General features: G+C 65.8%; 27 protein-coding genes, 3 tRNA genes and 2 pseudogenes. 23 read left to right on the top strand and 9 right to left on the bottom strand.

The genetic code is table 11. The annotated features are described in order from the left end of the window. The first annotated feature begins 16 nt into the window (after nt 1-16). From DFJ65_RS11885 to DFJ65_RS11860, 6 genes are all read left to right on the top strand, one after another. A tRNA-Gly gene (locus DFJ65_RS11885) sits at nt 17-89 on the top strand. Nucleotides 90-103: 14 nt separating this feature from the next. Beyond that, nucleotides 104-178, top strand: a tRNA-Val gene (locus DFJ65_RS11880). Nucleotides 179-269: 91 nt separating this feature from the next. Next, entirely contained in the window at nt 270-1349 is a 1080-nt protein-coding gene (locus DFJ65_RS11875; RefSeq protein WP_245950201.1) for a chorismate-binding protein, read from the top strand. Nucleotides 1350-1361: 12 nt separating this feature from the next. Further along, nucleotides 1362-2189, top strand: a complete 828-nt coding sequence (locus DFJ65_RS11870) for an aminotransferase class IV (RefSeq protein WP_211308430.1) — start codon at nt 1362-1364, stop codon at nt 2187-2189. 10 nt (nt 2190-2199) lie between these two features. After that, nucleotides 2200-2670, top strand: coding sequence for a TIGR02611 family protein (locus DFJ65_RS11865; RefSeq protein ID WP_115923194.1), 471 nt, complete (start codon nt 2200-2202; stop codon nt 2668-2670). 78 nt (nt 2671-2748) lie between these two features. Next, nucleotides 2749-2825: transfer RNA gene (locus tag DFJ65_RS11860), tRNA-Val, on the top strand. On the opposite strand, the gene DFJ65_RS18495 is transcribed toward DFJ65_RS11860, so the two are convergent. Next, nucleotides 2782-4026 (bottom strand): recombinase family protein, encoded by a 1245-nt coding sequence (locus tag DFJ65_RS18495; protein ID WP_425453026.1) that lies wholly within the window; start codon nt 4024-4026, stop codon nt 2782-2784. The genes DFJ65_RS11860 and DFJ65_RS18495 overlap by 44 nt on opposite strands. Nucleotides 4027-4763: 737 nt before the next feature. Here DFJ65_RS18495 and DFJ65_RS11845 point away from each other — a divergent pair. Next, complete coding sequence (locus tag DFJ65_RS11845; RefSeq protein ID WP_147301384.1) at nt 4764-5348, top strand: hypothetical protein; 585 nt, start codon at nt 4764-4766, stop codon at nt 5346-5348. Nucleotides 5349-5628: 280 nt separating this feature from the next. Next, the gene (locus tag DFJ65_RS11840; RefSeq protein ID WP_115923191.1) at nt 5629-5865 is read left to right on the top strand and encodes a hypothetical protein; all 237 of its coding nucleotides are present in this window, start codon (nt 5629-5631) and stop codon (nt 5863-5865) included. Between the two features lie 67 nt (nt 5866-5932). On the opposite strand, the gene DFJ65_RS11835 is transcribed toward DFJ65_RS11840, so the two are convergent. Next, nucleotides 5933-6115: a YjzC family protein gene (locus DFJ65_RS11835; RefSeq protein ID WP_115923190.1), complete on the bottom strand. Its 183-nt coding sequence runs from the start codon at nt 6113-6115 to the stop codon at nt 5933-5935. 442 nt (nt 6116-6557) lie between these two features. After that, nucleotides 6558-6992 (bottom strand): MarR family winged helix-turn-helix transcriptional regulator, encoded by a 435-nt coding sequence (locus DFJ65_RS11830; RefSeq protein ID WP_115923189.1) that lies wholly within the window; start codon nt 6990-6992, stop codon nt 6558-6560. Nucleotides 6993-7019: 27 nt separating this feature from the next. Between DFJ65_RS11830 and DFJ65_RS11825 the strand changes: the two genes are divergently transcribed. The 7 genes and pseudogenes from DFJ65_RS11825 (at nt 7020) to DFJ65_RS11795 (ending at nt 12854) form a co-directional block, all read left to right on the top strand. Next, on the top strand, nt 7020-8123 hold the full coding sequence (locus tag DFJ65_RS11825) for an alpha/beta fold hydrolase (RefSeq protein ID WP_115923188.1): 1104 nt from the start codon (nt 7020-7022) through the stop codon (nt 8121-8123). Beyond that, complete coding sequence (locus DFJ65_RS11820; RefSeq protein ID WP_115923187.1) at nt 8120-8830, top strand: alpha/beta fold hydrolase; 711 nt, start codon at nt 8120-8122, stop codon at nt 8828-8830. The genes DFJ65_RS11825 and DFJ65_RS11820 overlap by 4 nt, the downstream gene beginning before the upstream one ends. Then, entirely contained in the window at nt 8827-9357 is a 531-nt protein-coding gene (locus DFJ65_RS11815) for a DUF1697 domain-containing protein (RefSeq protein ID WP_115923186.1), read from the top strand. The genes DFJ65_RS11820 and DFJ65_RS11815 overlap by 4 nt, the downstream gene beginning before the upstream one ends. A gap of 23 nt (nt 9358-9380) precedes the next feature. Further along, entirely contained in the window at nt 9381-11042 is a 1662-nt protein-coding gene (gene istA / locus DFJ65_RS11810; protein WP_245950199.1) for an IS21 family transposase, read from the top strand. Between the two features lie 17 nt (nt 11043-11059). Beyond that, nucleotides 11060-11581 (top strand): annotated as a pseudogene (locus DFJ65_RS11805) (ATP-binding protein); the annotation flags it as partial. 419 nt (nt 11582-12000) lie between these two features. After that, nucleotides 12001-12309 carry a hypothetical protein gene (locus DFJ65_RS11800; RefSeq protein ID WP_115923184.1) on the top strand — a complete coding sequence of 103 codons (309 nt, stop codon included), beginning with the start codon at nt 12001-12003 and terminating at the stop codon, nt 12307-12309. Beyond that, a complete protein-coding gene (locus tag DFJ65_RS11795) occupies nt 12294-12854 on the top strand; it encodes a hypothetical protein (RefSeq protein WP_115923183.1) in 561 nt (186 codons plus the stop codon). Before DFJ65_RS11800 ends, DFJ65_RS11795 begins: the two co-directional genes overlap by 16 nt. Nucleotides 12855-12889: 35 nt before the next feature. On the opposite strand, the gene istB is transcribed toward DFJ65_RS11795, so the two are convergent. Then, nucleotides 12890-13705, bottom strand: coding sequence for an IS21-like element helper ATPase IstB (gene istB, locus DFJ65_RS11790; RefSeq protein WP_115923182.1), 816 nt, complete (start codon nt 13703-13705; stop codon nt 12890-12892). After that, complete coding sequence (gene istA, locus DFJ65_RS11785) at nt 13705-15411, bottom strand: IS21 family transposase (protein WP_115923181.1); 1707 nt, start codon at nt 15409-15411, stop codon at nt 13705-13707. The genes istB and istA (DFJ65_RS11785) overlap by 1 nt, the downstream gene beginning before the upstream one ends. A 141-nt stretch (nt 15412-15552) precedes the next feature. On the opposite strand from istA (DFJ65_RS11785), the pseudogene DFJ65_RS11780 reads away from it, so the two are divergent. Both DFJ65_RS11780 and DFJ65_RS17205 read left to right on the top strand, forming a co-directional pair. Continuing rightward, nucleotides 15553-15807 (top strand): annotated as a pseudogene (locus DFJ65_RS11780) (ATP-binding protein); the annotation flags it as partial. A gap of 731 nt (nt 15808-16538) precedes the next feature. Then, nucleotides 16539-16736, top strand: a complete 198-nt coding sequence (locus DFJ65_RS17205) for a hypothetical protein (protein WP_147301383.1) — start codon at nt 16539-16541, stop codon at nt 16734-16736. Here DFJ65_RS17205 and DFJ65_RS11775 read toward each other — a convergent pair. Next, nucleotides 16719-17792: an IS630 family transposase gene (locus tag DFJ65_RS11775; protein ID WP_115923180.1), complete on the bottom strand. Its 1074-nt coding sequence runs from the start codon at nt 17790-17792 to the stop codon at nt 16719-16721. The two genes, DFJ65_RS17205 and DFJ65_RS11775, sit on opposite strands and share 18 nt — an antisense overlap. Nucleotides 17793-17920: 128 nt before the next feature. Beyond that, nucleotides 17921-18409 (bottom strand): hypothetical protein, encoded by a 489-nt coding sequence (locus DFJ65_RS17525; RefSeq protein WP_170144077.1) that lies wholly within the window; start codon nt 18407-18409, stop codon nt 17921-17923. A gap of 435 nt (nt 18410-18844) precedes the next feature. Between DFJ65_RS17525 and DFJ65_RS11765 the strand changes: the two genes are divergently transcribed. Further along, a complete protein-coding gene (locus DFJ65_RS11765) occupies nt 18845-19186 on the top strand; it encodes a cupin domain-containing protein (RefSeq protein WP_115923179.1) in 342 nt (113 codons plus the stop codon). Here DFJ65_RS11765 and DFJ65_RS11760 read toward each other — a convergent pair. Both DFJ65_RS11760 and DFJ65_RS11755 read right to left on the bottom strand, forming a co-directional pair. Continuing rightward, on the bottom strand, nt 19164-19592 hold the full coding sequence (locus tag DFJ65_RS11760) for a class II fructose-bisphosphate aldolase (RefSeq protein WP_425452988.1): 429 nt from the start codon (nt 19590-19592) through the stop codon (nt 19164-19166). The two genes, DFJ65_RS11765 and DFJ65_RS11760, sit on opposite strands and share 23 nt — an antisense overlap. A 158-nt stretch (nt 19593-19750) precedes the next feature. Further along, nucleotides 19751-21613, bottom strand: a complete 1863-nt coding sequence (locus DFJ65_RS11755) for an ABC transporter ATP-binding protein (protein ID WP_115923178.1) — start codon at nt 21611-21613, stop codon at nt 19751-19753. Between the two features lie 83 nt (nt 21614-21696). Between DFJ65_RS11755 and DFJ65_RS11750 the strand changes: the two genes are divergently transcribed. The 5 genes from DFJ65_RS11750 (at nt 21697) to DFJ65_RS11735 (ending at nt 25439) form a co-directional block, all read left to right on the top strand. Then, a complete protein-coding gene (locus DFJ65_RS11750) occupies nt 21697-22143 on the top strand; it encodes a MarR family winged helix-turn-helix transcriptional regulator (protein ID WP_115923177.1) in 447 nt (148 codons plus the stop codon). Between the two features lie 69 nt (nt 22144-22212). Continuing rightward, nucleotides 22213-22647, top strand: coding sequence for an antitoxin (locus DFJ65_RS11745; RefSeq protein WP_115923176.1), 435 nt, complete (start codon nt 22213-22215; stop codon nt 22645-22647). A 39-nt stretch (nt 22648-22686) separates the two neighbouring features. Continuing rightward, complete coding sequence (locus tag DFJ65_RS17520) at nt 22687-22827, top strand: hypothetical protein (RefSeq protein WP_170144076.1); 141 nt, start codon at nt 22687-22689, stop codon at nt 22825-22827. Between the two features lie 112 nt (nt 22828-22939). Beyond that, on the top strand, nt 22940-24937 hold the full coding sequence (gene thrS, locus DFJ65_RS11740) for a threonine--tRNA ligase (RefSeq protein ID WP_115923175.1): 1998 nt from the start codon (nt 22940-22942) through the stop codon (nt 24935-24937). A 52-nt stretch (nt 24938-24989) separates the two neighbouring features. Beyond that, entirely contained in the window at nt 24990-25439 is a 450-nt protein-coding gene (locus DFJ65_RS11735; protein WP_115923174.1) for a GNAT family N-acetyltransferase, read from the top strand. Nucleotides 25440-25448 lie beyond the last annotated feature (9 nt).

Genomic DNA, 25448 nt, shown 5'->3' with positions numbered 1-25448 from the left:
CCCGCGAGGGCGGCAGGCGGACATAGCTCAGTTGGTAGAGCGCAACCTTGCCAAGGTTGAGGTCGCCGGTTCGAGCCCGGTTGTCCGCTCTCGTCATTTCCAAGGGCGATTGGCGCAGCGGTAGCGCGCTTCCTTGACACGGAAGAGGTCACTGGTTCAAACCCAGTATCGCCCACCAGAGCGGGAGGCCCCGGCAGATCTGCCGGGGCCTCTTCGCATCGGTGCCGGCAGGCGTGCCGGACGCAGCAGCGCGCGACGAGGAGGACGCCGTGAGCGACCACGTGACTGGGCCCAGCGCGGGTGAGGTCCGTTTCCGCGACGTGCGTGCCAGCGGCATCGAGCAGGTCCGCCATGACGTCGCCGCCCTCGACGAACCGGGGTTCTGGGTCGTGGTCATCACCTTCGAAGGTCACCTGACCGCCGTACGGATGTCACACGTCGAGCACGAACCCCTCACTGCCGCAGCCGAACCGGACTACGGAGCGGGTGCGCGCAGGTCGATCGACGGCGCCGAGGACGAGTGGGTGAGCTCACTCGGCTACGACCGGTACGAGGCGGCTGTCGAAGAGGTGCGCCGTCGGGTCGCCCGCGGTGAGGTCTACCAGGCGAACATCTGCCGCGTGCTGCGGCGTGAGATCCCGGACGGGTTCGAGCTCGCGCGGCTGTTCGAGGTGGTGCGGGCGGGAAATCCCGCTCCTTACAGCGCGCTCATCGACCTGCCGGCGGCGGGGTTGGAGATCGTCTGCGCCAGCCCGGAGCTGTACCTCGAGCGGTCGGGGGAGCGCATCGCGTCGGCACCGATCAAGGGCACCGCGACCACCGCGGCGGAACTGCTCCCGAAGGACTACACCGAGAACGTCATGATCACCGACCTGGTGCGCAACGACCTCGCTCCGGTCAGCGTGCCCGGCACGGTCGAGGTCGACGGGTTGTGTGCGATCGAGCAGCACCCCGGACTGGTGCATCTGGTGTCGACAGTGCGCAGCACCCTTCGCGCCGGGGTGCGGTGGAGTGACGTCCTGGCCGCCAGCTTCCCTGCGGGGTCGGTGTCGGGCGCGCCGAAAGTGACTGCGTTGCAGGCGATCTGCGACCTCGAGCGGGTGCCTCGCGGCCCGTACTGTGGCGCCATCGGGTTCGTCGACAACGACCGCGGCACGGCCCGGCTCGCCGTCGGCATCCGCACCTTCTGGGCGACCCGCGAGGACGACGCCCGCTGGCTACGGTTCGGCACCGGGGCGGGCATCACCTGGGGCTCGGATCCCGAAGCCGAGTGGTGTGAAACGCTGCTCAAAGCGCAGCGGCTGATCGCACTCGCCGAGACCGCGCTGCAGACAACAGACACGAACTGAGGAGACGACGTCATGACGATTCGGGTGTGGGTCAACGGTCGGCTGGTCGGCACTGAGCCGTCCATCGGGGCGCTGGACCATGCGGTGACCGTCGGCGACGCCGTCTTCGAAACCTGCAAGGTGGAGAACAACGAGGTGTTCGCGCTGCAGCGACACCACGACCGGCTCGACCGGTCGCTCACCGGTCTCGGCCTGCCCGTCGCCGATCGCGACCGCCTGGCGGAGGGCATCGCCGCGGTGCTCGAGGAACCGTTGGAGTTCGGCCGGATTCGCTACAGCGTGACCGCCGGTCCCGGGCCGCTCGGGTCGGATCGCGGCGATGCCGAGCCGACCTACATCGTGCTCGCCGGACCGGTGCCGCGCCCGGCAGGGACGACCGCGATCGCGACCGTGCCGTGGACCCGCAACGAGCACAGCGCCGTCGTCGGTCTCAAGACAACCTCGTACGCCGAGAACGTGGTGGCGCTCGCCCACGCCAAGGAGCACGGCGGCAGCGAGGCGATCTTCGCCAACACCCGCGGTGAGCTGTGTGAAGGCACCGGAAGCAACATCTTCGTGGTGGTGGACGGCGAGGTGCTCACGCCGCCCGTCGAGTCGGGGCTGCTGCCGGGTATCACCCGCGAACTGGCGATCCTGTGCGCCCGCGCCGAGCAGGTGCCGGTGCGGGAGGTGACGCTGCCGCTGTCGGTGCTCGAGACCGCCGACGAGGTCTTCATCACGTCCTCCACGCGGGACATTCAGGCGGTTTCACGCGTTGACCAACGGGTGATCGCCGCACCCGGACCCGTCACACGCCGGGTGGCGCAGGCGTTCGCGACCCACGCCGCAGCATTGGCTTGAGGAGGCCGTAATGGGGGACCAGGGACCACAGACGACGACGTCCGCGCACGAGCCCGAACTGCGCGAACCGTTCAACCCGAACTCGTACAAGTGGGGCTGGCGCCGACGCATCGGTGCGAACCCGGTCACGAACCACACCTACCGGATCACCATCGGTGTCATCGGGTTCATCGTCGTCGCCGTCGGACTCGCCGCCGTGCCGTTGCCCGGACCCGGTTGGTTGATCGTCTTCGTCGGCCTCGGCATCTGGGCGACCGAGTTTCTGTGGGCGGCGAAACTGCTCGCGTTCGCTCGCGCCAAGGTTGCGGCGTGGAACGACTGGTTGCGGCCGAAGCCGTTGTGGGTCAAGGCGATCATCGGCCTGCTGACCTGTGCGTTCGTGATCTTCGTGGTCTGGGCGACGCTCAAGATCGGGGGCATCCCGGGCTTCCTGCCTGCCGGTGCCAAGGACTTCCTGCACCAGATGCCGGGGCTCGGCTGACGCCGCTGCCCCGATTAGGTCGGCGCGCAGCGGGCAGGTAAAGTACTTCCTCGCAGCCCCGCGCGGGCGCGACCTTCCGGATGTATAGCTCAGTTGGTTAGAGCGTTCGCTTCACACGCGAGAGGTCAGGGGTTCGAGTCCCTTTACATCCACCATGACTGTCTTACTCGAACCTTCGCCATGGCGAGGATCGTCGTCCATAGCAGTCAGGCTTGCTTGCAGCGCTTCGCCGATGGCGGAGCGCTGTTTACGTGTGGCCGAGGGGATGGCCAGCCAGACACGGTGCGCGGCGAAGATGGCAATGAAGGGCTCTGTCAGGCGGGCTTCGGCTACTGAGCCGTGCTCAGTGATGTAGAGGGCGTGGAAGAACGCGCGGTTGATCTGCGACCGCCCGTCGTCAGTGGCCCGAGCGTAGAGCTCATACGGGCGGCGCGAGAGATCCAGCGATGCAGTGAGGACTCGGGCGCCGGCCAGGAGGTCGCTCTGGACAGCGTCCATGCGCTCGGCGATGCGGACGCGCTTCATAGCGATGTCGTTGATTCGTGCCCGGATCTTGGCGTGCGGCATGAGTGGGTCGGCGAGCGCGTCGAGAAGCGCGTTCTCCTGTTCGGCGAGTTTCGCCAACTCCGCCCGTAAATGCGACTGCAGCTCCTTCGTCGACCGTGTGTGATCCTCAAGAGACTCTTCCAACGCCGCGGAGAACTCGTTGGCGAAATCGTCAGTCAGCTCGATGGACCGGTAGTACTCCTGTACCTGGAACTCGACCTGGTCGACCGGTAGGTGCGGTAGGTCGCAGACGCCCTCCTGACGGCCACGACAGAGGTAGTAGCGGTAGGTGCCGCCCCTACCCTTTGCCTCGGTGTAGATCAGTCGACTCGTTCGACCAGCGACTCGACAACGGTCGCAGCGCAGCACGCCCTTGAGGTAGTGATGCAGCACCCGGTCACGATTGTCTGCCCCGGAGCGGTCGTCGAGGACCTGCTGCACCCGATCGAAGACCTCCTGAGTGACCAGTGCCTCGTGACGTCCGTCGTAGAGTTCTCCGTCGTACACCGTGTAGCCGGCGTAGTACGGATCACCGAGGATTCGATGCAGGGTGTTCGCGGAGAGTGGCCGTTCGCTCCGCCAGCGGCCGACCGGACGGGCACGGAGGCCATGGTCTTCCATAGCAAGCTGCAGTGCGTCGATTGAGTAGTCGCCCGTGGCATACAGCTCGAAGGCGAGCCGGACGAGCGGCGCACGATCCTGATCGACGATGACGGAGTTCACTTGACGTCCTTCGATGTCGATGCGTGCGTTGAGGTAGCCGATTGGCGCGCGTCCGATCGTGCCGCCGTTCTTGGCCTTGTGGGCCATCTTCATCTTGATGTCTTCGCCAGAGCGCTTCGCCGCCACCAGGCCTGCGCAAGGGTCGGTCAACTCCGCCCGCGGGCATGGACCAGCAGGTCCATGGCCTGGCTGCTCGTGCGCCGGGTCAAACGACTGAATCCGGCCACCGTCCCGGCCGGGCAAGGCGAGCTGTTCACTACCTGGCGGCATCACGCGATGTTCACCGACACAACCCTGGGCAATGCTGCAAGCAGAGCCCCTGGACCGCCAGCACGCGATCATCGAGCAAGTCCACGCCCGACCTCAAGAACGGACCCCTGGCGCACCTGCCTGCGGTCTCGTTCGTCGCGAACAGTGCCTAGTTCGCCCCGGCCGCGATCGCGTTCAACCTCACCCGCGCCGGACCCGAGCACGCCCGCGCAACCACCGCAACGGTCCGCCCCACGGACCACCACGAACTGCGACCGCCTGACCACCCAGCCCAACAGTGCGCAACCCCAGGACACCCGTGGAAGAGCCGGACGGACCGGCCGATACCCCACACCCGGAAATCGGGGCGGACAGAACGCCGATCAACGCCCCGCACTCACGCCCACAGAATGCTCACTCGTGGATCCGGGCTGAGCCGAGACGAGTTGCCAGAGGCCGAGGCTAGGTCATCGGCCGCCAGCGCTGGGAAAGTGTTCAGGGTTGCCGAACGACGTTCGACGTGCTTGAATGGCGTTCATGATCCCGTGGGGATCGACAGAGCGAGGGAGACGGTGATGGTAGACGAGGCTCGGATTGAGGCGCTCAGTGAGACTGCAGCACATTTCGTTCAGTTCCTAGACTGGGCTGAAGCGGCGGGCGAACTGCCCAGCTCGACGATCCAGAACTGGCGTAACGCGTCAGTGAAGGTGTTGCAGATCGAAGACGACTGGCCGCACATCAACGTCGTGAAATTTGATCTGGACGGCCATCTTAGCCGTTTTGACGTTCTCAAACGTGGTAATTATACGTCGGGCTCAATGGCTGCGTACAAGGCGCGGACAAGGAACGCGATTGAGACCTACCGTAAGTGGCTCGCGGACCCCAACTCGGCCGATTGGAAGAAGAGGTCGGGGGCGGGGCGTTCGTCCCAGTCTGACGAAGTAGGCCTGTCGGACACAACAGAGGGAAATGCTCCAGGCGTTGGATCATCAATCTCCGACGTGGATCGCGGCTTCGTTCCGGACCGCATCACCATGATCGAGTACCCGTTACCACTGCGTGCGGGGGTTCAGGCACGGCTTTGGCTGCCAGAAGATCTCGATGAGGTGGAAGCGAAGCGCATAGGTCGTTTCGTGGACAGCTTAGTGTTCAACAACTAGGCATCGTTGAATGGTGACTGTAAAGAGTTGTAATAAATCTCGCTGCTGAGCGGGTGAATCGAGGATTGGCACACCTACGTCGCGCTGCAGGCGACGCTGCTGGGGCTGCCCGAAGAACTGGCGCTACAGGAGCCTTGGCTGCCGGGCTGCGGAAGTCGGAAGAAGGCTTCGTCAGGCGCATGGCCGACTTCTACGCCAGCATGGTGGGCGTCGTGGGTCATCATGTGCGGGACATCCGACGGTCGGCTACGACGCGATCGCGACTCTCGGTGCCGCTGTCGTGGAAGGGCTCGCGATCAACACGATCACGGTGCCGGAGGTGGGGCAGCACCGATTCGAGGCGGATCCCTTCAACACGGGTCTGGTCGGCGAGTGGTCCCTTCCCGCTCTGGGTTTCACAAGCATTCTGACTTCGCTCGTCGAACCTGAGCAGCCGGAAGTTGACTGGGACGACGTCCGTATTGAGCAGTGCCGAGTCCGGCTGCACGAGATCCGGGCGTCTGTCGTCGACGCTTGAACCGCCTGGGAAGCACGCACTCGGGGCGAGTGCCAGAGTCGGCGCCCACCCCGAGCGGTGATTCTGGCTAGCCCTTGTGCTTGGTCTTGTCGACCATCTGCCAGGACTGGCCGGGCTTGCCCGTGGGCGGAAGCGGGCGACCCTGAACTGCGGTGATCTCGGTGTTGCTCACGCGGCCACCGCGTGGGCCGACTGCCTGGTACTGGCCAGACTCGGGTGCCGGGGTGCCCGGCTTGCTGTTCGAAGCCATGACGGCTCCTCCAATCTGGGCTCGCTCCTCGCGCGAGCACCGTTGCAGCACAACCAGACTGGAGTGAATCAAAACCTGTCCGCACGGCTTGTCAAACTTGCGCATATGCAAGCTTGGCCGTACGGTCGGGAACCTACCTGCCCAGTAGAGCCCGAAGCCTCGATCACTCCCGTCACCTCGGCGGTGTGCCGAGGCTTTGGTGCTATGTGGCATCTTCGCTGGTAAATCACAACCGTGCAACTTTCACGCGTCAGGCTGTGTGGACAACCTGTGAGTACTGGTCTCGCTGGCTAGGTGGGCCGACCAACGTGGCTTGGGAGGTTCCGTTCGACACCAGTTGTAGGCGAGTTCGAGCACCGACGAGGATCCATCGGGTCAGCATGTTGGCGAGAGTCGACACCACCAGACGCCAGCACAGATGCTTGGCCGTGCATGCCGTGACTTAGCCAGGCTGCCGTGCGTGGTGCCCAACGGCCTGCGCGATGCGGCCAAGGTCACCGTTGAGGCGTTCCCAGTCGAGCTCGCCGACTGTGGCTACCACTTCCGCGACCCACGCGCGGTGAGCGCTCTGGATCGCCGCGAGTGCGCTCTTTCCGGCTGCCGTCGTGACGAGGAGTCGGGACCGCTGGTGGCGTGGGTTGTCCTCGTAGCGCGCAAGACCGTCTGCTACGAGTTCGTCGGCGACGCGCTGAACGCTCTGCCGCTGGAGCCCGAGCCGGCGGGCGATGTCCGGGACGGTGGCGCGATCGCCGGCTTGGAGGACCATGCGCCGGGAATGTGTTTGACTTGCCGCCGCGGACACTCGCTCCCCGGCGTCGCGCAGGAGCCGGTTGACCTCGAAGATGGCATGCAGTGCCGCGTCGGCGTCGGGGTTCACGCAACTCTCCTTTGACAGCAGACTGTCATGTGCCTAGGGTTTGGCAATGTGACAGCATGCTACCAACTTCTCGTGGGTGCACTCGGGGCCGATGCGGGTTTCGAGTCGCTCCGTAGCCGCTTGAGTCAGACGCGGTGGCCGGTGCTGCCATCGTTGGGCGAGGGGGCGCGCGGTCTTGCGCCGTCGATCGTGGAGCACTATGCGACTGAGTGGGACCACTGGCTTCAGCAGAAGAGCCACGACGGATTGGGTGAGCACGTCGACTTCAGGATCGCGGGCACCCGCGTCCATGCCGTCAGGGTCCGCGGATCAGGGTGCGTGCCAATGTTGCTTCTGCACGGCTGGCCCACCTCTTTCCTCGCCTTCCACCGTGTGATCGAGCCTCTCCGGACTCTCGCCTCCGAGATCGTGCTTGCTTCCCTTCCCGGGTTCGGCACCTCGACTTTGCCAGCAGGTTCCTGGTCGATCACCGACTCAGCGCGCGCACTGGCTGATGCCATGCGGGCGATGGGCCACCACCGGTTCCTCGTCCATGGACAGGACTGGGGGTCCGTCGTCGCTCGAGCCATCGCCGCAGTCGAACCCGAGCGGGTTATCGGTGTCCACGTGAGCGCAGGGCTACGAGGCTTCATGGCCGAGAGCGCGGACGACGAGCCTGCTTGGAGCAGGCTGCAGAGGTTCGCCGTCGACGGCGGCGGATACCTTCAGCTGCAGAGTCGCCGACCGGACTCGCTGGCATTCGCGTTGTCGGACTCTCCCGTAGGGCTGCTCGCCTGGCAGCTTGACAAGTACCAGCTTTGGCAGGCCCCACTGGGGGACGACTTCGGCCTAGGAACCGACTTCATCGTGGCCAACGCGACTCTCTACTGGCTGACAGCGAGTGCCGGCACCAGCATGCGGATCTATTCGATGGACGCTCCGGACGTGGATGCCGCGGCCGGGGGCGTGCCGACCGCAGTGAGCGTTTTCGGTCATGGAGACTTCGCCGCCCGCTCGGTGTCGTCCCGAGCGAACAACCTCGTGGCCTGGTACTCACACGACAGCGGTGGCCACGTCGCCTCACTCGATTCGCCCGCCGAGCTCGTCGACGACCTGACCGACTTCATGAACCGCATAGGAGCAGACACATGACCGCAAGCAGCCCCATCGTCCTCATCGGAGGTAGCGGCCTTGGTCCTTGGGCCTGGGAACGCGTCAGACCGATCCTGCACGACCACGGATTCCACACCATCACGCCGCAACTACGCACGACGGGCGATGACGCGACGCCCGCGAACGCCGTCAGTCTGGATAACTGGATCGAGGACATCGACGAAGCCCTCAGCGACCAAGCGGATGCCACTCTCGTCGCTCACTCATTCGCCGGCTACGTCGCGGCAGGAGTGCTCGAAAGACGACCACAGAGCATCCGCCGACTCATCTTCATCGATGCCGTTCTGCCGCAGCCGGGCAGGTCGTGGTTCGACGTGATGGGGGCCGAGGTCGCCGGGTTCATGACGAGCCTGGCCAACGACGGGGCGATCCCGTGGTTCTCCCGGGATCAGCTCGACCAGCTCTACCCGGACAACGGGATCGGTGACGCCGACTTCGCGTGGATGCAGCAGCATCTGACCGCGCAGCCGATCGGCACCTACACGCAACCTGCGATCAACGAGCCACTGAGCGCAGCCGGCGTGCCCGTAGCGTACGTTCGCTGCCTCCGGACCAGTCCTCCAGTCGCCGAGGTGTCAGCGGAGAAGCTCGGATGGAGCTACCGCACGCTCGACGCCGGCCACTGGCCGATGATCACCCACCCGGCGGAGACAGCGTGCGTCACCATGGAGCTGGCCACATCATGATCACCGTCGCCTTGTTCCGCAACGTCAACCTCGGCCACCCAGGCAGTCCCACTGGTGATGAACTCGTCGAGGCGTTCGGCGGCCCGGCGGTCGCCCGCAGCTTCCAAAGCAACGGCACGGTCGTTTTCGAGGCCATGGATCCGGAGAATGCCTCGGCCGCGGCGATCATCAGATTGCGGGCCACCGGGTATCAGCCAACTGTTGTCATCCGGGCGCTGGAGCAAATTCGGCGCGCGGTAGAGGATGTGCCTCCGGTAGATCCCGGGGAAGGTGTCTATCGCTCGATGATCTCGTTCTTTGACGTGCGCCAGTTCCCGACTGTCCGCTTACCGTTCCGAAGCCCAGATGGCCTCGTAGAGATCCGCGCCATGGGGCCCGACTGCGCCCACAGCGTCTGCTGGAAGCCGCGCCAGACCGCAGGCAACGTCACCGGGTGCCTCGAGCAACTGCTGTCCGTGCCGGTCACGACGCGGACCGTAGCGACGATGCAGCGGCTTCTCGCGACAATTTCGGCCAGCACCCACTGAAGCCGCCATCGCGGATGCCGGCAGTGAATCGAGTCGAGTTGTATGCGGCGATTCGGCGCGACGCCCGCGCGGGGGTTTCGAATCGTGCGCTGCAACGCCAGCACGGCGTCGGCTACCGGACCGTGGTCGCCGCACTGGAGTCGGCCTGGCCGAAGGAGCGGAAGCCACCTCCGAAGCGCGGGTCACGTCTGGACCAGTACCGAGGCGTCATCGATGACTGGCTGCGGGCGGACCTGGACGCGCCTCGCAAGCAGCGGCACACCGCGAAGCGGATCTTCGACCGGCTCCAGGATGAGCACCACACCACCGACGTGTCCTACTGGATGGTGCGCGAGTATGTCGCCACGAGACGCCGCGAGATCCGGATCGAAGCGGGCCGGGAACCCGCGAACACGTACATTCCGCAGGAGCACCTGCCAGGCCGCGAGGCCGAGGTCGACTTCGGCGAGGTCGCGATCCGGCTGCGCGGCGAACTGGTCACCTGCACGTTGTTCAGCCTGCGACTCTCATACTCCGGCAAGGCCGTGCACCGGATCAGTGCGTCCGCCGGGCAGGAAGCCTTCTTCGAGGGCCACACGCACGCGTTCCGAGCCCTCGGGGGCGTCCCGACCGGGAAGATCCGCTACGACAACCTCAAGGCCGCCGTCGCGAGCGTGATCGGGTTCTCCCGCCAGCGGGTCGAGGCCGACCGGTGGACCGCGTTCCGCTCCCACTACGGCATCGAGGCCTTCTACTGCCAGCCCGGCATCCAAGGCGCTCACGAGAAGGGCGGCGTCGAGGGGCAGATCGGCTGGTTCCGACGCAACCACCTGGTCCCCATCCCAGAAGTCCACTCCGTCGCCGAGCTCAACGCCATGGTCGACGTCTGGGACGAAGCCGACGACAGCCGGCGGATCGGATCCCGCGCCCGCACGGTCGGGGAACACTTCGCCACCGAGCAGCCTCTGCTCGCGCCACTGCCCAACGAGTCGTTCGAGACCGGCCGCTGGTTCACCCCACGCGTCGACAGGTACGCCCAGATCGCCGTTCGGATGAACAAATACTCCGTCCCCGCCCGCATGGTCGGCCGTCAAGCCCGAGTGCTGCTCAACGCCAGCGACCTGGTCGTGTTCGACGGCAAGACCGAAATCGCCCGCCACGAGCGCCTAATGACCAAGGGCTCGACCCGGGTCGACCTGGACCACTACCTCGAGGTCCTCCTCCGCAAACCCGGCGCGCTACCCGGCGCGACAGCGCTGGAACAGGCCAGGGCATCGGGGAGGTTCACTCCCGTTCACGACGCCTGGTGGGCCGCGGCCTGCAAGGCCCACGGTGACGCCGACGGCACCCGGGCGCTGATCGAGGTCCTGATGCTGCACCGGCACCTTCCCCACGAACACGTCGTCGCCGGGCTCGCGACAGCGCTGCGCGCAGGCGCGCTCACCGCGGACGCTGTCGCACTTGAAGCGCGCAAGCACAACGAGACGGAAGATGGCGGAGCCGACGACAAGACAGGTCACCACCCGACCCACTTGGGCGGCGACAGGGCACGCGGTGAAGGCGAGACCCCTGCCGTGCGATCGCTGACCGAGCGCCGGCTTCGCGCCCACATCCCGACCGACACTCGGCCGCTGCCGAGCGTGGACAAGTACGACCAGCTGCTGGCCTGCCGCCGTGACCCGCCGAACGAAGGAGCCGCACCGTGACCACCAAGCGCCGAGGGATGACCGAGGAAGCAGCCGACGCCGCGATCGACCAGGCGTGCCGGATGCTGAGGATGCCCACCATCCGCAGCTCCTTCACCGACTACGCCGACCGGGCCGGGCACGAGCAGATGTCCTACCGCGGATACCTCGCCGAACTACTGCTCGCCGAGTGTGACGACCGTGCACGACGCCGGTCCGAGCGTCGGATCAAGGCCGCCAAGTTCCCCCGCGAGAAGTCCCTGCGGGCCTTCGACTTCGACGCCAACCCCAACATCGACCCCGCCGTGATCCACACCCTCGCCAAGTGCGAATGGGTCCAGAAGGGGCAACCGCTGTGTCTGATCGGCGACTCCGGCACCGGCAAATCTCACCTGCTCATCGCGCTCGGCACAGAGGCCGCCATGGCCGGCTACCGGGTCAAGTACACCCTGGCCACCCATCTCGCCAACGAGCTCGTCGAGGCCGCCGACGAGATGACACTCGCCAAGACCATCGCCCGCTACGGACGCGTCGACCTGCTCTGCATTGGCTATGTCAAGTAGTTCTGGCCCCACCGTGACGGCCTGATCTGGCCCCGGTCGATGGGCGGGTCGCGGTGGGGTCTGGTCTTGCTGATTTGGACGCACAGGGGTGCTGCTTCAAGTGCGAGGTGGTGACACTGGCGCATTTGCCTGCGGGCCTCGCCTGAGACCGCCCCATCTAACCGGTTGGAACTCTCACGCTTACCCTGTTGACCAGGTGGTGCCGATAGGCGACGATCATCGTGCTGAGAAAATTCTGTGAATCGGGGGATCATGAAGAAGTTGTGGTTCGTGGCGGCCGGTACAGCGGTCGCCTTGCTGCCGTTGTCGTCAATTGCGGTGGGAGGGTCTGCGCAGGCGGCTTCCGCCCAACCTGCAACGCCGCGCTGGCTGCGAGTTCGAAGTGCACACCCGTGAGTGGTCGCGACAATCCGCATGTGACAGGCGGCGACGCGTCGGGTCACGGCTGGTGGGGCAAGGGGAACTGCAAGAACGACTATGCTGACGTCTACAACTGCCTGTACGAGTACTACACCGATGGCTACTGGTATAAGAAGGCGTGCTCACCGACAAAGAAGCTGAAGCCGTACGGCGGCAGCACTTGGAGGACAAACGCCCGCAAGAAGTGCAACAGCGAGAGCAAGCTCATCTCGTGGCGTAATCACGTCGATGTGAACGTGATTGATGAGCCTGACACCGCGGAGAAGCCGATGAACCAAGCCGCAATCAAATGCGTGGCCAACTAAGTCGGTTCGAAGTCGCTGACGACGCCACGTCGGGAGACTGGCTGCTGCAGAGCGGCACGATTTCCAGTGATCTGATCACGTTCGGGCCGATGGTTTACCCGGCATATGCCCGGCTGAACTACGCAGACGCGACGCTGGAGGACGATGCAGAAGCCCCTACTGACATCACGCTCGTGCGCGAGATGGCAGTGGTCCTAGGTACGTTCACAACTACGCCTGATGACTGCTACTTCTGTGTGTGGGATGGGTACGCAGGGTCTTTTCTCAGTGATGAGTTCGCGGGGCTGCGGAAGCGCGTCCAGATTCCAGGGCGCGACTACGTCCTATTCACTGGACCTCTATCAGCTCTGCATGAATGGGAAAACGAGTTCGGCCGCGGCGGTCCTGCACCAGCTCCTGCCTTCATGTGGCCGCGGGACCGCAGGTGGTGCTTCACCAGCGACGTCGACACCGAATGGGCGACCATCGGCGCCGAGCGAGCTGCCGTCGAGAAACTGATCACGCGCAGCCCACGTGCTGAGAAGTTCGCGCCACCCACGGTATAGGCCAGTCGTTGGCAGTTCGTCGCGACAACTGGGGGTCATGCGGTCAGTTCACTGCGACTGTTGGCCAGTCTGTAGGAGTGGGTGCCCGTTTCGATGATGGTGCCGTGGTAGGTGAGCCGGTCCACGATCGCGGCGCACAGTCGGGGGTCGGTGAAGGTATCGGTCCACCCGGAGAATGACTGATTGGACGCGATCGCGATGCTGTTCTTCTCTTCGCGTTCGGTCAGGACTTGGAACAGGAGTTCGGCACCGCGGCGGTCCAGTTCCATGTAGCCCAGTTCGTCGATGATCAGTAGATCGACGCGGCCGTAGCGGGCGATCGTCTTGGCCAGGATCTTCTCGTCGGCGGCTTCGACCAGCTCGTTCACTAACCGCGTGGCCAGGGTGTACCGGACGCGGTGGCCTTGCTCGGCCGCGGCTGTCCCGAGACCGATCAGCAAATGAGACTTGCCGGTGCCGGAGTCGCCGATCAGGCACAGGGGTTCGCCTTTGCGGATCCAATCGCCTTTGGCGAGCTGGTGGATGGTCGCGGCCTCGATCGCCGGGTTCGCGTCGAAGTCGAAGTCGCCCAGCCATTTGTCCCGAGGGAACTGTGCTGCTTTCACCCGGCGCACGCTGGAACGACGGTCACGGTCATCGACCTCGGCCAGCAGCAGTTCGGCCAGGAAACCTGGGTAGGACAGCTGTTCCTTCTTCGCCACCCCGATGGCTTCATCGAGCACGCCGCGGATCGTGGGGAGGCGTAGCCGGCGGCAGGCCTGATCGACCGCCGCGAGGGCGGCTTCTTCGGTCAGTCCACGTCGTCGCCGCAGGGTCGGGGTGATCGTGGTCGCGGGTGCGGTCGGTGCCATCAGCTGGTACTCGCCTTCGTCAGATTGGGTTCGGTTGTCGTGGCCGCCGCGGCGGTTCGCCGTGGCAGGAGTTCGTCGTAGGCGGCCACGGATGGCAAGGGTCGGGTATCGGCCGGGAGCCCCGCGATCACCGCGGCCGGGTCGGTCAAGCGTCGCTGGGTGAGACTGACAACACGTTGCTCGGGAACGCCGACGCGAGCACCGGGGTGACGGTCAGAACTGGCCCCACCCTCGCCAGCAGCGGCGGAGTCGAGGGTTGCGGCGTGGCGGCGGGCTTCGACCGCGACCACCTCGGCGGTGACCGCACCCACCTTCAGCGAGGCAGTGATCCCGGCGACCACGGCCTCGGCCGGCAACGACCGGTGTAGTAGCAGGACGTCGATGAGTTCCCGGGTGCCCTCGCTGTCGCCGTTGACTTTCCGGGACTCGGCCCAGAACGCGTCATGCGCCGCCGTGAACGCACCCGACGCGCGAGCAGACGCCAGCGCGGTCGACCCCGGTAGCGCGCCCGGCTTGTGCTTGAGGACTTCCAGGTAGTGGTCCAGAACCACGACGTGCCCGCCGCGGGACGCGACCCGTTGGTGAGTGGCCACGGTGGTGTGGCCGTCGAACACGACCAGATGCGACGCTCGCAAGGAGACCCGGACCTTGCGGCCGATCAGCCGTGCGGGGACGGAGTACTTCATCATCCGCACGGTGATCATTGCCGATCGGTCCACTCGTGGGTGCAGCACGAGGCCGGGATCGAACCGGTCGACCGGCAACGCTGCCAACAAGCCACGTTCGGTGGCGTAGTCGGCACCGATCGTGTTCAGTTTGCCGGTGATTCGCCGACCGTCGTCATCGGCCTCCCAGGCGCGGATCTTCTCGTTCAGCTCGTCCAGCGACTCGACCTCGGGCATCGGGGTCAGGTGGTTACGGCGGAACCAGCCGACCTCACCTTCGACGCCGCCTTTCTCGTGCGCGCCGACGATGCCGGGTTGGCAGTAGAACGAGTCGAATCCGTAATGCGATTTGAACAGCACCCACCGGTCGTTCTCTTTCCGCCGTCGGTCGCCGCCGTGCAGCACCGCCAACACCGCCGACGTCAGGTTGTCATACCGGATGTGCCTCGTCGGGATGCCGCCCAACGCTTCGAACGCGTCGATATGGCCTTCCAAGAACGCCTCCTGCGCGCACGTGGGGTAGACCCGGTGGATCGCCTTACCGGAGAACGAGAGTCGGTAGATGAACAAGTGGCACTTGGTCTTCACCCCGTCGATGACGACCCAGACCTCGCCGAAGTCGACCTCGGCCTCCGCGCCCGGTGCATGCACCTGCGGAATAAATGCTTCCTCGACCCGGCGGCCGGCCTCCAGGTCGATTTGTGCCCGGCGGACCCGCACATAATCCCGCACTGTCGAGTACGACAGTTCCGTCGCAGCGTGCTCCTCGACCAGGCGGGCCAGAATCCTGGTCGCAGTGTGTCGCTGCTTCCTGGGCGCCTCCAGATCCGCTCGGAGCATGTCATCGATCGCGGCCTTGAACGGATCCAACCGCGGCGAGGACCTGTCCGGCGTCTTTCGTGCCGGTGGCGTCGCCGAAGCCAACGCCTGCCGCACCGTACGCCGATGCACCCCATGCCGCTTGGCCAGCGCCCGCACGCCCAGGCCCTCGACTCGTGCGTCCCGGCGGATCACCGCGAACAACTCCACCCGTAACTCCATCCCAACCCCGATCCCTCGAACCCAGTAGATGAGCCAAGGTTCAGGCGTGGCCAGATCAAACCGTCATAACCACCCCGGCAAGTCGCGCGAGGGGCCAGATCAAACCGTCACGGTGGGGCCAAACCAACCTGTCATAACCACTGCATCGACGAACTCGGATACATGCAACTCGACCGGCGCGGGGCCGAGCTGTTGTTCCAGGTCCTCACCGAGCGCGAGGAGAAGGCCTCTGTCGCGATCGCGTCCAACGAGTCCTTCGGCGGCTGGACCAAGACCTTTACCGACCCCAGGCTGTGCGCTGCCATCGTCGACCGACTCACCTTCGGCGGCACCATCCTCGAGACCGGCACCGACTCCTACCGTCTGGCCCAAGCCGCAAAACAGCGCACGACCTGACCGCCGCCATGTGCGAGAAGCGGTGTCGACCGAGACCACCATCGCCGGCCCAGATCACGTCTCCTCGGTGTCAGAACTCGCCTACAAGTGGTGTCGAACGAAACCTCCGAAGCCACTGTCTGAGCTCGTCTTGTTCTGCTGCGGAGGAGCATCGAAACGACGCCAGTCTGGACGGTGGTCGTCAAGCAGGTCACGTGGACGTTCCGCCGGATTCATCAGAGGGTTGTTGTCCCGCTTTGGCTGCTTGGAGGGTGGGGTGAGTCCGAACAACGGAACCGGCGCCTCGGTCGGACGGGTCTGACGCTCAGTCGTGAAGGTGCTACCAAGTCGCTCATGTACCCGCCGGATCACCGGCACCTCAACGAAACTGTTGACGGAAGCGACGTACTCACGAAGGTCGTCACGCAGCATGGCGAGCAGGTCCTTTGGTGGGAGACCCACCTGTCTTGCAAGCTCGTGGACGCGTACTCGGGTCCGTGGCGGTTCGTGAAACTTCAGGTGACGCATTCATGTACCTCCTCGTTACATAGCCACCCCGGTGCAGTGCTGGAAATGAGCGTACGCGAGGGGTCCGACAACCTGCTTTGGCTCGCTGCCATCGTGGCGCCACGCGTAGGTGGCGAACGCCAGTTGCTGTATCAAGGAGAAGGTATCGCTACATCAAACTTATTCTATTGAGCTCCAGGCGCCTTCTTGTAATCACGCATAGAAGAGCGCATAATTCTAAGTATATGAGCAATGATGAATTTACTAAACTATACAATCTCATTGTGGCGATGGACCGCAAGTTGGACGGCTTAGCTGAAAGCAAGTCAGACAAGTCGGATATTGATCATGTCCTCAACACGCTCGATGCGGTGCTTGGCAAGGTAGATGAAATCGATGTCGAGCGTTTAGCTGCGGATGCTCAACTAGTGGGCTGCGTTTGAAGTCTTCTGACGGTTGGCCTTCGCGAGGATTTGCTCGGCGGTCTTGGTCCAGACGAACGGGTGGGATCGGTTGTTCCAGCCGGTGATGAAGGCGCGAATCTTGGCGTTTAGGTCGGGCACGGAGGTGAACGTGCCGCGGTGGATCGCTTGGCGTTCGATGATGCCGAACCAGATCTCGACCATGTTCATCCAGGATGCGTGGGTCGGGGTGAAGTGCACGACCACGCGGGGGTTTGCCGCGAGCCATGCCTTGACGTTCGTGTGCTTGTGCGCGGCGTAGTTGTCCATCACCAGGTGCAGTTCCTGGTCGGGGTAGGCCCGGGCGATCTGCTTCAAGAACGCCAGGAACTCCTGGTGGCGGTGCCGGTTCTTGCACGCACCGGTGACCTGCCCGGTCGCGATCTCCAAGGCGGCGAACAAGGTGGACGTGCCATGCCGTTTGTAGTCGTGGGTGCGCCGTTCGGGCAGCCCAGGTTGCATCGGCAACATCGGCGCGGTGCGGTCCAACGCCTGGATCTGAGACTTCTCGTCCACGCACAGCACCACCGCGTTCTCCGGCGGATTCAGGTACAACCCGACGACGTCAGTCACCTTCGCGACCAGCTCCGGGTCGGTGGAGAACTTGAACGTCTGCGAACGCCACGGCTGCACCCCGTACTCACGCCAGGCCCGGGCAATCGTCGCGTCCCCCACGCTCAGATGCTTGGCCAGCAGTCGCGTCGACCAGTGCGTGACGCCGTACTTCTTCGGCGGCGGAGTCAACGTGGCAGACACGATCTCACGGTGATCGATGTGCCGGGGCCTGCCCGACCTTTCCTGATCGACCAGCCCGTCGATCCCCTTGTCCTGGTACCGCTTCCGCCATGAGATCACCGTCGGTCGGCTCACGCCGACCTTGTCAGCGATCTCGGTATTGGAGGAACCGTCGGCAGCCAACAACACGATCCTCGCCCGCTGTGCCAGGCCAGCACGTGTCGACGATGACCGCGTCCACCGGGCCAGCTCCTCCCGATCACCATCACGCAACGACAACGCCGGGGCAGGTCGGTTTGCCATGCCCCAGTCTCCCAAACCATACCGTCAAACGACTAACGACGCGCCGCACTAGATCGACACGAGCGATGGATTGAAGAGCTATCGCGGGCCACCGGCGTGCGCTATCCGGTCTCCGAGTAGCACTCTGCTCAGGCAGTAGATCGTTTCAGGGCGTCACGAACGGCAGTCTCCTTGAACCCCACGTGCGCACAGATGGCACGCACCGACATCCCTTGCTCGCGAAGTCGATGCACGACAGCAGTCTCATCGGCGTTCATGCGGCGCAACTTGCGTGGGACGCCGGCCTCGGATACGAGCGCGAGCACAGTATTGCGTGCGATGCCATAACGATCGGCGAGCGCCTTTGCGCTATCTCCTTGCTGATATGCGTCGATGATCGCCTGACGTGTTGCGTCGGGCAATCGACGCGTGACCCGCCACGCAACGGCCGGCTCAGTTGCACCATCCCGCGCTGGCCTCGTTGCAGTTGCCTTGGCGTGATCCAGTAGCGGTCGATGAAATGCGAGGCTCGAGTATCGGCCGAGGAGCTCGACCATGATCGACTTACTCGAACCTTTGAGCGGACGCGTGCGTCCGCTCTTTGCGTCCTGTTTCGAGTTGTCGTCGATGAGGTCCACCGATACGACAAGACAGAGGCCGGACGCTCGTAGCGTCCGGCCTCTGTCTTGTCGTACGACACCAGCAGCACATCGGCGAGGCTGGATGACGCGAGTGGTCCTGCCTGCGTCAGCTCCGGGGGGCGAAGGTCGACACCCACTGGGTGCCCTCGCTGCTCGCGCCGCCGGCCTGTTCACCGCGGACGGCGAGGCCGTCGGTCGGTCTGCCGTCGGTCCACATGGGTGGCCTGACCCTGAGCGAATGTCGTTGGGCGGCAACGGCATCCGCCTGGCGACGACCTGGTGGCCGGCCGCCGGCGCCGCGCGTGCGATCTCGGTGCCCAGGCCGCGGCCCGCGCCGGTCAGGAGGATGACCTAGCTCATCGGTGAATTCACTCGGCGCAGTGGTGCCCTGGACCTGTGGCATCCCCGAGACGATCGGGAGAGACTGGAGGCATGAACCACCCGAACCAGGTCAATCTGAACGAACTGATCGAGCAGCAGCGGGTCAAGGCCGCGCAGTCACGCGACGGACGCAGCGCCGTGAGCATCTTCGGCGGTGGCGGCAAGCAGTTGGGGCAAGTGTTGCTCACACTGACCGCTGGCGGTTGCCTGCCCGACCACCAGAACCCCGGTGAGGCCACCGTGCAGGTGTTGGAGGGCGAGGTGACGCTCTCGTCCCAGGAAGGTCAAGTGCGGCTCGGCGAGCGTGGCTACGCGATCGTGCCGCACGCGACGCACCGGCTCGACGCCCATGTCGACAGCGTCGTGCTGCTCACCGTGCACCGGGCCGGCTGAACCCAGCTGGACAGCCGGACGCTCGACTCAACCGACGAGCGTCAGCAGGTGCTGCACCGTGGCCGTCATCGCCTCGCGGGCCGGCACGAGGTACTTGCGCGGGTCTGGTGACTCCTGGCTCGCCAGGGTGGCGCACCGCACCGGTGAACGCGATGTTGAGCGCCGAGCCGACGTTGATCTTGCGCATCCCGGCCGCGACGGCCGCGCGCAGTTGCTCGTCGCTGACCCCGGACGAGCCGTGCAGCACCAACGGCACCGGCGTGGCCGCGGTGATCCGGGCGATGAGTTCGCTGTCGAGTTGTGCGCTGCGGTCGGTCATCGCGTGCGAACTGCCGACCGCCACCGCCAGGGCGTCGACCCCGGTGGCGGCGACGAAGGCGGCCGCTTCGTCCGGATCGGTGCGCACACCCTTCGCGTGGGCACTTGCCGGTTGCGTCCCCCTGGACGTACTGGTGTGACCTGCGCCACTCGCGGAGCGGACTGGGGTGATTATGCTCACACAGATTCGGCACCGAATGCATGGATTTTGATCGAACCAAATGAGTAACGATCAGTTTCGATCATTCAGGCCGCTTGGGGGTCGAGTTGTGACTGCCACAGGTCGGCGTACCGGCCGCCGCGCAGCAACAGCTGCTCGTGCGTGCCCTGCTCGACGATGCGACCCCGGTCGAGCACCACGATGCGGTCGGCTCCGCGGACGGTGGTGAGGCGGTGGGCGATCGTGATCGTCGTGCGCCCGTGCGACGCGGCGTCGATCGCGCGCTGCACGGCGCGTTCGGTGGCGTTGTCCAGAGCGGACGTGGCTTCGTCGAGCACCAGAATCTGCGGGTTGCGCAGGATCGTGCGGGCCAGCGCGATGCGCTGCTTTTCGCCGCCGGAGAAGCGATAGCCGCGCGAACCCACGAGCGTGTCGTAGCCGTCGGGCAGAGCGCTGATCAGGTCGTGCACCTGCGCGGCCCGGGCGGCGGCGACGATCTCCTCGTCGGTGGCGTCGGGGCGGGCGTAGCGCAGGTTGTCGGCGACGCTCGCGTGCAGCAGGTAGCTCTCCTGGCTGACGACGCCGACGAGTTCGGCGACATCGGTCAGTCGCAGGTCGCGCAGGTCGTGCCCGTCGATGCGCACGGCACCGGTGGTCGGGTCCTGCAGGCGGGAGACGAGGCCGGCGAGGGTCGACTTGCCCGAGCCGGTGGCACCGACGATCGCGACTGTGCTGCCGGCCGGAACCGTGAGGTCGATGTCGTCGAGGGCGGGCCGGTCGGCGTCGGGGTAGGTCACCCCGACGTGGTCGAGCCGCACCTCGCCGCGCACCGAATCGTGTTGCAGCTCAACGGGGTCGGCGGGGTCGTCGATCTCGACCGGGAGGTCGAGGTATTCGAAGATGCGACTGAACAGCGCCTTCGACGTCACGATCTGCGCGCCGACGTTGAGCACGCCCATGAGCGGACGGAACAGCTGACTCTGCAGCGCGACGAAGGCGACGAGGGTGCCGATCGACATGCCGCCGCCGGTGGCCGGAAGGCCCGCGGCGAGGTAGATGAGGGCGGGGATCGCAGCGAAGATGATCGCCATCGTGCCCATGCGCCAGCGGCCGGCGAGCTGCGACTGCAATTCCAGGCCGGTGAGCACCCGCGACGACTCGGCGAAGCGGCGCGACAGGGTGGGGCCGGAGCCGAGGGTCTTGGCGAGGATGACGCCGTTGATCGACAGCGACTCCTCGATCTGGGTCTGCATGTCGGCCAGGGTGCGTTGCGCCTTCGACTGGATGGCGCGGCGCTGATGGGCGACGCGGCGGGTGAGCCAGATGGCGGGCGGCAGCACGACGAGGCTGAGCAGCGACAAGCGCCAGGACAGCAGGCCCATCGCGATGGCGGTGCCGACGGCGGTGGTGACGTTGGACGCGATCGAGGTGGCCGAGTCGGTGACCACCGACTGCATCGCGTTGATGTCGTTGGTGGCGCGCGACTGCACCTCACCGCTGCGGGTGCGGGTGAAGAAGCCGACCGGCATCCGTTGCAGGTGGCCGAACAGGCGGGTGCGCAGATCGTGCATCACCTGTTGCCCGATCTGGGTCGACATCCAGGTCTGCAGCACGCCGAGCAGCTGGCTGACGACGGTGATCGCGAGCATCGCGCCGACCAGCGCGAGCAGCAGCCCGACGTTCTGATGGGGGATCGCGTCGTCGATCAGGTGCTTGACCAGGAACGGCGACGCCAGGCCGACCGACGAGGTCGCGACGATGAGACCGCAGACGACGGCGAGCCGCCAGCGGTAGGGGCGAAAGAGTGCGGTGATCCGGCGCAGGGGGACCGGGTGCTCCTCGAGTTGAGCGACGTCCTGCTTGTTCTTCTGGGCTACGCGTCCGCCGGCGCCTCCGCCACCACCGCGGGTGGGTGCTCCGGTTCGTGGACTGGCTGTCGTGACCGTCATGCGGTCTCCTCTCGACGAGGTTCGATGTCATTGGTGAGGTTACCTCACGATGATGTAACCCCCTAACCGGCTAGAATCTTCCCGTGACCGAACACGAGCCTCTCGACCGCGCACCGCTGCGCACCCTGCTCATGGGTGTCGCGCGGCTTTCCCGGCGCGCTTGGTCGGCCGATCTCGAGCCGTACGGCTTGTCGCCGCACCTCGCTCGCGCGATGAGCGTGATCGCCCATGCCGGCGGCGCCGGCATCCGTGCCGCCGAACTCGCCGAAGCCCTGCGGGTGTCGCCCCGGTCGGCCACCGAGGTGGTCGACGCGCTCGACGAACGCGGGCTGGCGCAACGTGCACCCGACCCGACCGATCGCCGTGCCAAGGTGATCTCGTTGACCGCCAAGGGAATCGACCTGCACGAGCAGATCGCCGAGTCGCGACGCAACCGCGACGACGCGCTGTTCGACGGTCTCGACGACGGTGAGCGCCGGCGGCTGGCCGACCTGCTGCGTAAGGTGTTGGAGCACAACGAGACGCGTTGATGCGCCCCGTGGCGGGACACGGTTTGGCAGGCTGGAACCGAAGGAATTCCCGTCCCCGAGGAGGACACCATGAACAACTCCGGTCAGGCGAAAGACCTGTTCGACAAGGCCAAGAAGGCCGCCCTCGACGGCGTCGAGAAGGCGAAGAAGGCGGCTGCGGACAACCCCGACAAGGTGCGCGGCGGCATCGACAAGGTCACCGGCGCGGCCAACAAGGTGACCAAGGGCAAGTACGCCGACAAGATCAACGCGGCCGCCGACAAGGTCGAGGAGACCGTGCAGAAGGGCGCCCACAGCAAGCCGGTCGGCGGCACCACCGGCACGACTGGCACGACCCATACCGCCGACACGCGCGGCGGCGACGCGGCCGGCACCAGTGGCGCTCCCGGGGCACCCGGCACCCCGGGCGGACCCGACGCCGCGACCAAGGGGCGTCACCCCGGCGAGGTGCCCGAGCCGGTCGACGTGCCCGACCCGATCGACCGACCCGGCCCGATCAGCTGAGTCGTTCAACTCACCTCGAACCCTCGACGGGCCTGGCTCGTGCTCTGCGGCGCGCATCGCGCCGACCGCGTCATGGTCGACGGACGCTGGGTGGTCACCGACGGGGCCGTCGAGGGTCTCGACCTGCCGGCCGTGCCGGCTCGACACCGCGAGCACGCCGCGCGTCTCGTCGCCGGCTGACGCCGACCGGCGCTGACCGGCGACCCCATATCGGGTCGAGAACACCCGTGCGCGCCCGATAACCTTGCCGGGTTCGATCCCGAACGATCACCCGAACTCCCGAGGAGCAACCGTGTCCAGCCAGATCACCGTGTCCGTCGCCGGAAGCGAGCGAGCGGTGCAGCAGGGCACTACCGGCTCCGATCTGTTCGGCGACGACCGCAGCGTTGTCGCGATGCGGGTCGACGGTCAGCTCCAGGACCTCTTCCGTGAGGTGCCCGAGGGTGCGGACGTCGAGCCGGTCGACCTCACCCAGCAGGACGGCCTGAACATCCTGCGCCACTCGGCCGCGCACGTGCTCGCGCAGGCGGTGCAGCAGGTCAACCTCGACGCCAAGCTCGGCATCGGTCCGCCGATCACCGACGGCTTCTACTACGACTTCGACGTCGAGACCCCGTTCACCCCGGACGACCTCAAGGCGCTGGAGAAGGCGATGCAGAAGATCGTCAACGAGGGGCAGACCTTCAGCCGCCGGGTCGTCTCCGACGACGACGCCCGCGCGGAGCTGGCGGCGGAACCGTACAAGATCGAGCTCATCGGGCTGAAGGGCAACGCGGCCGACGCCGCCGAGGGAGCCGACGCGGAGGTCGGTGGCGGCGAGCTGACGATCTACGACAACCTGCGTCGCGACGGGTCGCGCGCCTGGGGCGACCTGTGCCGCGGCCCGCACGTGCCGTCGACCAAGATCCTCGGCAACGCCTTCAAGCTGATGCGTTCGGCCGCGGCCTACTGGCGCGGCAGCGAGAAGAACCCGCAGCTGCAGCGGGTCTACGGCACCGCGTGGGCCAGCAAGGACGACCTCAAGACCTACCTCGACCGGCTCGCCGAGGCCGAGCGGCGCGACCACCGCAAGCTCGGCCGCGAGCTCGACCTCTACTCCTTCCCAGAGGAGCTCGGCCCCGGCCTGGTCGTCTTCCACCCGCGCGGTGGCGTCATCAAGCGCGAGATGGAGGACTACGTCCGCCGGCGGCACATCGAGGAGGGCTTCGAGTACGTCGGCACCCCGCACATCACCAAGGAGGGGTTGTTCTACACCTCCGGGCACCTGCCCTACTACGCCGAGACGATGTACCCGGCGATGGAGGTCGACGACGCGAAGTACCGCCTCAAGGCGATGAGCTGCCCGATGCACAACCTCATCTACCAGTCGCGGCAGCGCTCCTACCGTGAGCTGCCGTTGCGGTTGTTCGAGTTCGGTGGCGTCTACCGCTATGAGAAGTCGGGCGTCGTCGGTGGCCTCACCCGGGTGCGCGGCCTCACCCAGGACGACTCGCACTCCTATGTCACCCAGGAGCAGGCGGCCGACGAGATCCAGCACCTGCTGAACTTCTGCCTCGGTCTGTTCCGCGACTTCGGTCTGAACGACTTCTACCTCGAACTGTCGACCCGCGACGACGAGAAGAAGGACAAGTTCATCGGCACCGACGAGCAGTGGGAGGTCGCCACCGCCGTGCTGGAGCGGGTCGCGACCGAGTCGGGTCTCGAGCTCGTGCCCGACCCGGGCGGCGCCGCGTTCTACGGACCGAAGATCTCGGTGCAGGCCAAGGACGCCATCGGGCGCACGTGGCAGATGTCGACCGTGCAGTACGACTTCGGTCAGCCGGACGGCTTCGGTCTGGAGTACGTCGCCGCCGACGGTTCGCGGCAGCGTCCGGTGATGATCCACTCGGCCAAGTTCGGCTCGATCGAGCGGTTCATCGGGGTGCTCGTGGAGCACTACGCCGGCGCGTTCCCGGTGTGGCTGTCGCCGGTGCAGGTGCTCGGGGTGCCGGTGGCCGACGAGTTCGCCGACTACCTGAACGACGTGCTGAAGACGATGAAGGCGCAGGGCATCCGGGTCGAACTCGACGAGACCGACGACCGCTTCCCGAAGAAGATCCGCAACGCCTCGAAGGCGAAGGTGCCGTTCGTGCTCATCGCCGGTGGTGACGACCGCGACGGCAACACCGTCTCGTTCCGGTTCCGCGACGGATCGCAGCGGAACGGTGTGGCGATCGACGAGGCAATCTCGTTGGTGCGCAAGGCGATCGACGAGAAGGCTCAGGTCAGCACGGCCGACGACCTCGGCTGACGACGAGCTGACGGCACCGCCGTCGCCTGCCGGATCGTGGTTGTATGCCCTCATGACCACCATCCGGCAGGCCACCCGCGACGACGCGTTGATCCTCGGCGCGCTGACGCTGCAGGAGGGCGTCGCCGCCGGCGGTGCGACCCGTCCAGGCTTCGTCATCGAGTTCGCCGACGCCTGGTTGGCGCAGTGCGAGCAGATGCCTACGTGGATCGCCTTCGGCGACGACGGTTCGGCGATCGGCTTCGTGCAGACCAGTCTTGTGCGCAAGCTGCCGAGCCTGCGCCGCGAGGCCAGCAGCTGGATCCACGTGAAGAACGTGTTCGTCGTCGAATCGGCGCGCGGCAACAAGGTGGCCGAGCGGATGTTGACCGAGATGATCGCGTGGGGCGACGCCAACAACGTCAGCCGCTACCAACTGAACGCCGAGCCGAAGGCGCGCAGCCTCTACGAGCGGCTCGGCTTCGGCGCGCCCAACGGACGGTTGATGGAACGTCACTCCTAGGGTGGGGCG

It is taken from the genome of Calidifontibacter indicus (assembly GCF_003386865.1).
In the GTDB taxonomy this organism is placed as follows: domain Bacteria; phylum Actinomycetota; class Actinomycetes; order Actinomycetales; family Dermatophilaceae; genus Yimella; species Yimella indica.
This window is presented reverse-complemented; position numbering and strand designations above follow the sequence as displayed.